Origin of the sequence: Exiguobacterium sp. s145, from assembly GCF_018618835.1 — a bacterium.
GTDB classification, from domain to species: Bacteria; Bacillota; Bacilli; order Exiguobacteriales; family Exiguobacteriaceae; genus Exiguobacterium_A; species Exiguobacterium_A artemiae.
Window position 1 is genome coordinate 1 of the sequence record NZ_JACSMV010000043.1, and the last position, 1,316, is coordinate 1,316.

The 1,316-nt window shown below is 48.9% G+C and carries 1 protein-coding gene; it reads left to right on the forward strand.

From position 1 onward, the window contains the following. The first annotated feature begins 183 nt into the window (after positions 1-183). Entirely contained in the window at positions 184-1,281 is a 1,098-nt protein-coding gene (locus tag KNQ07_RS15920; protein ID WP_251139592.1) for an ISL3 family transposase, read from the forward strand. The last annotated feature ends 35 nt before the right edge of the window (positions 1,282-1,316 follow it).

Genomic DNA, 1,316 nt, shown 5'->3' on the forward strand with positions numbered 1-1,316 from the left:
TGGCTCATCACCATAAGGTGTGGTTGACACATAAAATCCATCGGATTTTAAATCGAACATAGAAAAAAAGCGAAAACCCCGGTATCGTAATTGTTGTCTAGACAAACCACGATTGGAGTTTTCGCCTTGTCCCAACAGTTTATCAAATTAATTCTTCCGCTTCCAGCCCTTTTTCAAATCCAGATGTCGTCCGATGAAGAACCGCACGTATTTCCTATCATTCCTGATACACATGAAATCCCTTGTCCGCTATGCGAAAAAAAGACTATCTTGCATTCGAAAAAGCGTCGTCGTTTTCGACACGGTCATGCGTGGGGAGTCGGTGCCTTGTGGATCGAACTAGATGTCCCACGTCAAAGATGCCTCTCTTGTGATTTGACGTTTGTATATGACTACGGTCTCGGACTCGTCCGTACTTCTACCGAAGTGTTCCGAAAAGGCATCACAGAACGGTGCCATGGCCGCACAATTTCAGATGTTGCGCATGAATATGAACTTCCTTATACGACTGTGGAACGGTGGTTTTATCAGTACGCTTCAGTGGATACAGTGGGACAGGCGACACACATCCTCGTCGATGAGTTCGCCACGAGAAAAGGACACCACTATGCGACGATCGTTCTTGATGCCAAGACTGGACGTCTTCTGTCTATCGTCCCGGGTCGGGACGTATCGGCGATCACGGCTGCGCTTCAAGATGTACTGGGAGATGTTCGTTCTGTCGTCAGTGATTTTGCACCTGCGATGGCGAAGGCAACTAATCGTGTCTTCCCGAGTGCAGCGCATGTACTGGATCGTTTTCATCTCATCCAGTTCTTCACGGAAGCTCTTCGCCGTCGGCGTCGATTTTTGAACGAGACGAAACGCCATCATCATATTCGCGTCATTGACCGTGCACTGGCTTGTCGCCCAGAAATGCTGGCTCCAGAAGACCGAGAGGTCGCCCGTTCTTGTATTCTAGAAGACGCCTTTACTCAGGATCTATATAGAGGACTCCAACATATCCGGTATGTGCTGAAGGCAACGTGTAACAGGCAGGCTCACCGAAGACTGACGGACTGGCTGGACCGTTACCAGTTCCATCCGTGCGGACCTCTCGCAAAAATCGCGAAAGCGATCCGGGGGCGTGAGGAAGCGATGCGTCAGACCATTGTATCAAGGCTATCGAACGGGAAAATGGAAGGAACGAACAACAAGATTAAGCTCATCAAACGTCGTGGTTATGGCTACCGAAACCTCGAACGATTCTTTTTGAGATTGCGCCTCGAGCTTGGTGGTTAAAATAGCAACCACGTGTTATGGTGATGAGCCATTTT